9 protein-coding genes are annotated in these 7,894 nt (G+C 57.6%); 5 read left to right on the forward strand and 4 right to left on the reverse strand.

Going from position 1 to position 7,894, the window contains the following annotated elements; genetic code table 11:
- Positions 1-740 (reverse strand): retropepsin-like aspartic protease (locus RMO15_RS29505; RefSeq protein ID WP_309721582.1); only part of this gene is annotated, 740 nt, incomplete at its 3' end.
- A gap of 144 nt (positions 741-884) precedes the next feature.
- Here RMO15_RS29505 and RMO15_RS29510 point away from each other — a divergent pair.
- From RMO15_RS29510 to RMO15_RS29530, 5 genes are all read left to right on the forward strand, one after another.
- Entirely contained in the window at positions 885-2,627 is a 1,743-nt protein-coding gene (locus RMO15_RS29510) for a beta-L-arabinofuranosidase domain-containing protein (RefSeq protein ID WP_309721585.1), read from the forward strand.
- A gap of 121 nt (positions 2,628-2,748) precedes the next feature.
- Positions 2,749-3,249 carry an RNA polymerase sigma factor gene (locus RMO15_RS29515; RefSeq protein WP_309721588.1) on the forward strand — a complete coding sequence of 167 codons (501 nt, stop codon included), beginning with the start codon at positions 2,749-2,751 and terminating at the stop codon, positions 3,247-3,249.
- Positions 3,246-3,995: a hypothetical protein gene (locus RMO15_RS29520; protein WP_309721590.1), complete on the forward strand. Its 750-nt coding sequence runs from the start codon at positions 3,246-3,248 to the stop codon at positions 3,993-3,995. Before RMO15_RS29515 ends, RMO15_RS29520 begins: the two co-directional genes overlap by 4 nt.
- A gap of 21 nt (positions 3,996-4,016) precedes the next feature.
- Entirely contained in the window at positions 4,017-4,406 is a 390-nt protein-coding gene (locus tag RMO15_RS29525; RefSeq protein WP_309721593.1) for a hypothetical protein, read from the forward strand.
- Between the two features lie 22 nt (positions 4,407-4,428).
- A complete protein-coding gene (locus tag RMO15_RS29530; RefSeq protein ID WP_309721596.1) occupies positions 4,429-5,418 on the forward strand; it encodes a sugar phosphate isomerase/epimerase in 990 nt (329 codons plus the stop codon).
- On the opposite strand, the gene RMO15_RS29535 is transcribed toward RMO15_RS29530, so the two are convergent.
- The 3 genes from RMO15_RS29535 to RMO15_RS29545 are packed head-to-tail and all read right to left on the reverse strand — an operon-like array spanning position 5,415 to position 7,869.
- Entirely contained in the window at positions 5,415-5,918 is a 504-nt protein-coding gene (locus tag RMO15_RS29535; RefSeq protein ID WP_309721599.1) for a chromate transporter, read from the reverse strand. The two genes, RMO15_RS29530 and RMO15_RS29535, sit on opposite strands and share 4 nt — an antisense overlap.
- Complete coding sequence (locus RMO15_RS29540) at positions 5,915-6,499, reverse strand: chromate transporter (protein WP_309721602.1); 585 nt, start codon at positions 6,497-6,499, stop codon at positions 5,915-5,917. Before RMO15_RS29540 ends, RMO15_RS29535 begins: the two co-directional genes overlap by 4 nt.
- Before the next feature lie 50 nt (positions 6,500-6,549).
- Entirely contained in the window at positions 6,550-7,869 is a 1,320-nt protein-coding gene (locus tag RMO15_RS29545; protein ID WP_309721605.1) for a GAF domain-containing sensor histidine kinase, read from the reverse strand.
- Positions 7,870-7,894: the final 25 nt, after the last annotated feature.

The raw sequence follows: 7,894 nt of genomic DNA on the forward strand, positions 1-7,894 counted from the left end.
ACTGATTCGTCGTGAAGGCCCTCGTGACGATGCTTCTCGGCAGAGTGCGTTGGAAAGAGCGCTGGCTGCGATACCTGCCACTTTGGGAGCCGCCTGTTTTGGTCACTGCAACTACCATCTATCAAATTGACGAAGACTATATCAAATTTAAGATTTGATTTCAGATTTTCCCAATCAAGATTAGATGGATAAAAAGTAATTTTCTTCTTTGGAAAATCAAAATGCACTTTCTTTTGAGTCAGTTTATCACACCCAAAAATCCCATCTATCTTCCTTAGCGACATTCTTTCTAATATATAATCATCTATATCGTATATCAATCCTGCAAATTCAGCATCAGCTATTTTTATCCTATCTACATTCAGAAAATTATATTTCTCATCCTTAGATTCTTGCGATGCATCTCTCTTGACTTGATAATGAGCAGGTGGTGTTTTCCAGCCCATCTCATAAGCGATCGAACGTCGGACACAAGTAATTGGTGCACCTGTATCTAAGAGAAACCAGAAAAATCTCCCCTCAATACTCACCTGTACTACAGGCCCTTGATGCGGATATTGGCTTTTTCGATTTGAAAACTCATGTAGGGATCTAAATGATACCTGAACAGGTACCTTGGGCTCGCGAGGTCTAAAAATAGGCTCACATGAGGGAACCGGAAATTTGTTTTGCGTATCACCTCCTCTAATGATCTTAAAATCCTTGGGCTCTACTTCAAATAAGTTCGTCTTTACCTGCATCTCATCTCTCCTTCGGTTGAGAAATTATAGACGTTTCTAAACAAAAAAACAATTTTTTCGTGATTTTTTTTTCGTGATTCAAAAGACATACTATTATCTGAGATATCCTGTAGAATTGGCAGCTTACACAGGTAAAATGCCAAGATGAGCACCGTATCGCCGTTTGCCAAGCACTTGCCACTGGGGGCGATCTTGCCCTCGGGCTGGCTCCGAAAACAGCTCCAGATACAGGCCGATGGGCTGGGCGGACACCTGCACGAGTTTTGGCCGGACATCAAAGACAGCCAGTGGCGCGGCGGGAGCGCCGAGGGCTGGGAGCGTGTCCCCTACTGGCTTGATGGCTTTGTCCCGCTGGCCTTTCTGCTCCAAGACGAGCGCCTGATTGGCGTAGCGACCGAGTGGCTAGAAATCATCCTCGCGGGCCAGCACGACGACGGCTGGTTTGGTCCCCGCACCGCCAACGAGAGCCATGGAGAAAGAAAAAACGACCCTTGGCCGCAGTTCATTCTCTTCAAAGTCTTCACCCAGTGGCACGAAGCCACAGGCGACCCACGCATTGTCCCCGCAATGCTCAAGGCGATGCGGCGCATCCACGAAGTCATGCGCGAAACCCCGCTCTGGGACTGGGCCAAGATGCGCTGGATGGAGCTCGCGATCTCGATTAAATGGCTGAAAGAGCAAACCGGCGAAGTCTGGCTCGATGAGCTGCTCGCCCTCGCCGCCGAGCAGGGCTACAACTGGCAAGCGCACTTCGAGAACTTCAAGCACACGGAGAAGGCAACGAAATGGACACTGGAGAATCATGTTGTCAACCATGGAATGGCCCTCAAAGAGTCGCTTTACCGCTCTGGAAACTCCTCTCATGCCTGGTATAAACTTACAAAGTTTCATGGGCAAGCGACTGGAATGTTCAGCGGCGATGAGTCGCTGGCCGGCCTCTCCCCGTCGCAGGGCACCGAATTATGCGCCGTTGTTGAGGCCATGTACTCTCTGGAGCTACGTTTTGCAGAAGACGGAGATGTTTTCGATGCCCTCCGTTTCGAGCGCATCGCCTACAACGCGCTCCCCGCCACCTTCACCGACGACATGTGGGGCCACCAGTACGATCAGCAAGTGAACCAAGTTCTCTGCACTGACTCCAAAATCAAAGAGGAGACGATCTTCACCACAAATGGCCCACGCTCCAACTTGTTCGGACTGGAGCCTAACTTTGGCTGTTGTACCGCCAATTTTCACCAAGGCTGGCCCAAGCTGACAAGTCATCTCTGGATGCAACGTGCCGATGGCAGCCTTGCCGCTCTCTCCCTCGCTCCTTGCACGGTCTCAACCGAAGCCGTCTCATTTGTAGTCGAAACCGACTATCCCTACGGCGAGACAGTCACGATTCGAGCAACACGCGGAAGCGCCGACCTGGACTTGCCGATACCAACCTTTGGCGTGGGCAAGTCCATCGGCCCCAAGACTGTGACACTCACGCCCGAAGCCCCCGTGATCATCCAGATTCCGTTCGAAGTCGAAACCTCAAAACGCCCATCGGGTGGGGTTTCGGTCTATGTGGGGCCGTTGCTCTTTGGACTGAAGATCGGACAGGACGTGCGCCCGGATGGCCCGGAGCCGTGGGCGGATCGGGAGGTGCACCCGACGACGCCGTGGAACTATGCGCTCGATCTGAGCAAGCCGCTGGTGCTGGACAAAGAGACGCTGACGATCAAAGCGACGGGGCACCGCGTCCCCGAGTGGGGGCTGGAAAAACACGCCGCCGGGCCGTTGCCACAATCACCCGTTGCGGTCACGACGCCCGCGGAGGAAATCACGCTCGTTCTCTACGGCTCGACACTCCTACGGATCGCGGAATTTCCCGTCGTCGCTCCGTCATCCGCCCCATAGAATGAGGCGTCTGCAGTGGCTTTGTGGCGGAACGCCATTGCAGACGCCCATTTCCAATCGACGGCGAGAAATATTTCCAACCTTTTTGTCCATACGGCGCTACATTAGCTCTGTAAATCCTATGCGCACCGATCACAACGAGACCTTTCGTCAGCTCTACCAGGACTATGGGGGCAATGTCCTGGGCTTTCTCCTCCGACTCTGCCAGGGCAACCGGGCGGAGGCGGAAGATCTAGCTCAGGAGACTTTTATTGCTGCCTACGAGGCGCGGCTGCGCTACAAGGGCTTTGGCTCCCCCAAGGCGTGGCTCTTTGGGATCGCCCTACGCCGCTGGCGCGATAGCAAGCGACGGCGACGAGAGGAAACGGGCACTGCACCACAGGAAGATGCCGCCCCCGCTTTTGAATCGGGTGTCCTGGGAGCCATCACGCTGGAAGCAGCTCTGGATCGTCTTGAGGAAAAAGAACGTGCTGCCCTTCTTCTGGTGGGGGTGCAAGGGCTGACCTACAAAGAAGCGGCGCAGGTTCTGGAAGAGCCTCTGGGCACCGTCAAGTGGCGCGTCTTCGAAGCCACGAAGCGCATGCGAAAACTCCTGTGTGAGAGTGAGGGAATGGACAGATGACCGACAAAATTGTGCAGCTCGTCAGCGGGCAGCTCTCCCCAGCAGAGGAGCGTGAGCTCCGCAAGCAGGCCACCACTGATCCGGCACTGGCTCGTGAGCTTCAGCAAGCCAGCCTGCTTTGGGCAGCTCTGCCGCAAACCGCACGCGCCGAGACCAGTGTCGCGCTATGGGATCGTATCTTTGAGGCGACGATCACCAAGAACCCGCAGCCACCGCGCCCTGAGCCGAGCTACACCAGCCGCCCACTCGTCCCTTTCTGGATTCCTGCGGGCAGCATCGCATTTTTGGGAATCTGCATCACCTTGTTTCAGCCCCTGGTCTACCAGGCATCGGGGCGCGTGGAAGTCTCCTCAAAAGATAAAACCCTCTCGCTCAGTGATGTGTCGCTGCTTCTGGTTCTGAACAATACCGTGGAGCACTTCAAGACCAAATTGGTGCGAAAACGAGCGGCAGAGCCTATGACCAACGGTCAAAGTCTCTGTAGCTACACGGTGAGCCGCGTCGAGGCCACCACCATTCTAGAAATCACCGCAGAGGGAGACAACCCCAGCGCCGTCGCGGAGACAGTTAACTTTGTGATGGCAGAGGGAATCGAGCTGCTGGAGAGCCCCCTGAAAGGGAAAATTATCGAGAAGGCCGATGTCCCCTCGGCCCCCATACGCCCTCAGAAAGGCCCCAATATCGCGTTTGCGATTCTGCTGGGCTGTGTTGTGGGAGGGCTGCTCCAGCTCATTCGCCGTTCCTGAGCCACGATGGTAAAGTAGACCATGGAGCCACAACCAAGACGTGCCCGTCTCTCGCCGCTGGAGCTACTTGCCGCTTGCCTGTGCCTGCTCTATGGCAGCCTGCTGATCGTGTGGCTGCTGAGCCCTGGACAAAACTCTTTCAGTGTCGTTCTTGGGGCGCTCGCTTTCGTGTCGTTCTTGGGCGCGTTCACGCTCCTGCGAGGAGATCGGCAGCTTGCGAGTGCCTGTCAGTACACGATTGCTCTCTGCTGGCTGCTGATCAGCCTGCTGCTTTTGGGAATACTGGTAGGCTGTGGCAATCGGGACGCCCCTGGCTTCTTGGGCGTGCTGCTCTGGGGCATCGGGGCGGCTTGTCTTGCTGCCCTGCACTTCGTCTGCGCCCGTCACACCAAGAGTAGTCTGGACGAGTAGGCACGGCAGGGTACAATTTCTCATGCCGACTTCGCCGATTCCCTTTGCCCTGACCGCCTACGCTCTGCCGCACGTGCTGGGCTACCTGCCTACCAAAGACGGCACACCGAACCCGAACCCACTCTCGCCGCTAGGGCTTCTCGATGCCGCAAAGACTCGAAATCTTGCGGGCGTGGACATTCCCCTTCCTGCCGAGCTCTCTGCTGAAGCTCTCCGGGATGTTTTAGAGGAGCGAGGCTTGCGGCTGGTCGTGGAGGCGATGAGCGTCTTGGAGATGCAGAACGCGGAGGCGTATCTCCAGAAAGCGGCGGGAGCGGGGGCGAAAGTGGTGCGCTTTACGCTCTCGGGGATTCTGTGCGGCGACCGTCGCAAACTGGGGCCGGGCGGCTGGCTCCAGCGGCGCGATGCGCTGGCAAAGCGCATTAAAGAGCTCCTTCCGGTAGCAGAGAGTCTGGGACTGAGTTTGGCTTTTGAGAACCACCAGGACGCCGATCTCTCGGACTTTCTCTGGCTCTACGAAAAAACCGGCGAGCATGCTGCCTTTGGCGTGTGTCTCGACGCGGGCAATCCGCTGGCGGTCGGGGAAGACCCCGTGGAGACGGCAAAGACGCTCGCGCCGCTGATCCGCCATATCCACTGCAAAGACTACACGATTCACTTTGCCCCCGAAGGCTATCGTCTGGTGCGCTGCGCCGCCGGGACGGGCGTCGTGGACTTTCCCAAGATTCTGGAGATCGTACACAGCAACGGTTTTCCCCATCTGCTGCCCGGCATCGAGATCGCTGCGCAGGCCACACGCACCATCCCGCTTCTCGAATCTTCTTGGTGGGCCGAGTACCCCGAGCGCGATGTGCGGACGTTAATTCCTGCACTTCAGACTCTCTGGGCAAAGGGCCTACCTCAAGACGAACCCTACTCTAGCGCCTGGGAGCGCGGCGAGAGATCGGAGATGGTCAGTGCTGAAGAGTGGCGGATTCTGGATGAGAGCATCGCCTACTTCGCCACGCTCTAAAAAGCAATGCCGAAGATCGCGGCCAGGGCGAGGATTACGATCACGGGGATGCGCTTGCTGGCTCCGAGGGCAAAGCTTACGGTGACGATCAGCACGCTCTTAACATCTAGCCCATTTCCTTGCAAGATCCGGTAGAGCACCACGACAAACACCCCGCTGACCGCCAGCGCAAGGCCACGAATAAATCCCTCGACGGCGGGATGCTCCTGCACTTTTCGGTAGAGCCGCTCCACCACAAGAATGAGCAGCGGCGGTAGGCTGATCGCGGCGAGTGTCCAGAGCGCTCCCGGAAGCCCGCCGAGCAGGTAGCCCAGGCTCACCACCCAGAGCCCGTTGGGGCCAGGGGAAACTTGCCCCACCGCGAGCGCCTCGGCAAGCTGGCGCTCCGTGACCGCACCTCGGGCGATGAGGTCGTCGTGGAGGCTGGGGACATTGCCCATGCCCCCCGTTGAGAAGAGCGAAGCCTTGAGCGTCAGCAAAAAAAGTAGGAGCAGGTTCACAAAGAGCGCCTCGCAGACGCCAGCGCAGACAGACACCCCGCGCCAATAAGAACGTACACCACGGGTAGCCTGAGCCAGAAGAGCGCCACCCCGCTCCCGATCAGCAATACGAGAGCCAGAAAAAGCCAGCCTCTCCCTTCCAGCGCACTCTCTCGCACCACAGGCCGCGCCACCTCGTAGGCACTCAGCAGCCCCAGCCCCACCGAAGCGGGCACGATGGCCTTGAGCGCCGACTTCATCAGCGGCGACTCACGCAGGGCAGAGTACCAGACCGTGAGCAGAATCGTGCAGGCCACACTGGGAAGCAAGAGCCCCACTAGACAAACCACGGCTCCCGCGCCTCCTGCAATCCGTCGCCCGATCAGAATCGTAAACGCCGTGAGATTTATCCCTGGACAGACCTGGCACAGCGCCCAGTCCCGCGTAAACTCCTCTTCTGTAAGCCAGCCGTAGCGCTCGATCACTGTGCGCCGGATCAGTGTCAGCATCGCCCCACCACCGCCAAACGACTGAAGCCCCAGCAAGAACCAGATCCCAAAGAGCTTGAATAGAGAAAGTGATTTGTCACAAGAATCTGTCATGGCAGGATTTCAGTATAGCTCCGGTGTACTGATTTACCATGCTCACTTAGCTACGCCGGGGATTCTGGGACAGGCGGAACGGGCGGGACGGTGATGATGAAGCTGGAGCCCTTGCCTAGCTCGCTCTCCACACGGATACTGCCGCCGTGCTCGCGGGCGACGCGGGCGGAGACACTGGTTCCCAGCCCTGTGCCACCGACTTTGGTGGTCGCGACCTGGTTGGTAAAGAGCTTCTTGCGAATCTCTTCAGGGATGCCGCGCCCGGTGTCTACGACCTCGATGGTGAGGTTGCCGCCGGGCTCTGGAGGGCCGCAAGTGCGCACGGTCACCGAGCCACCGCTGGGCGTTTCGGGGAGGGCGTTGTTGACCAGGTTGTAGAGACAGTCGTAGAACCGATCATAGTCAAAGGGCGTGCGGGGGAGCGTTTTATCTAAATCCGTCTTGAGGCTGATGCCTTTGTCGGTCGCCGTGCGCTTGAGGGTCTTGACCACATCATTGACCACATCGTTGAGGGAGCCTTCCTCAAAGATAGGCGGCGGCAGGTTGCCCTTGACCATTCCGGCGATGTACTGGGTGCGGCGACGGACTCTCTGCGCTGCGGTGAGCAGGTCTTCGAGGAGCCAGGTGTAGAGGCTCCCCACCCCACCAATGGCATCACTGACCTCGCGTCCCCAGGAGTGTTCTTCCGGGCACGTGCTGGTCACTTTTTCGAGCTGCCCAAACATGTCCTCTAGCATCGGGTTGAGTGTCATCACACCCGTCTCGATAGGAGTCATCATGTTCTTGATGTCATGAGAGATCTCCCCGACACGGTTGCCAATCTCCGCGTTGCGCTGGGCCTCTAAAAGCTGGGCGTGCTCGATCCCCGTGGCCGCCTGAGCGCAGAGCACTTCGAGAACCTCAAGATCGTGCTGGGCAAAGGGGACAGTGGGGTTCATGACCTGCATCACCCCAATCGGGGAGCCGCTGGTGCGCTTCACAGGGACAGTCATCATGGACTGAGTCTGGTAACCAGTTCGCTTATCCACCGTGGCATTAAAGTCCTCGCGCTTGCTGACATCGCCAATCAGGGCGGGAGTGCCCGTGCGAAAGACCGTCCCTGCCACCCCTTGAGACGCGGGAATGGACTTGCCCATGAGCTGGTCGGCGATAGGGCCAATGACATAGCGAAAGACCAGCGTGTCGTGCTGAGGATCGTAGAGATAGACCGTACCGGAGTCGGCCCGGAGCACCTCCAGCGCGATTTTCAGTGTCGCCTGCACCATAGCATCCACGCTCGGGTGGTTAAAAAGCGCATCACTCGTGCGGCGGATCGCCTCGATTTGCCGCTCACGGTGGTCTAGCTGTGCTTTAAGTTCCTCGGGTGTCAATGATCTCTTACGCTCTCTTCAAAAT

The organism is Armatimonas sp., from assembly GCF_031410135.1.
In the GTDB taxonomy this organism is placed as follows: domain Bacteria; phylum Armatimonadota; class Armatimonadia; order Armatimonadales; family Armatimonadaceae; genus Armatimonas.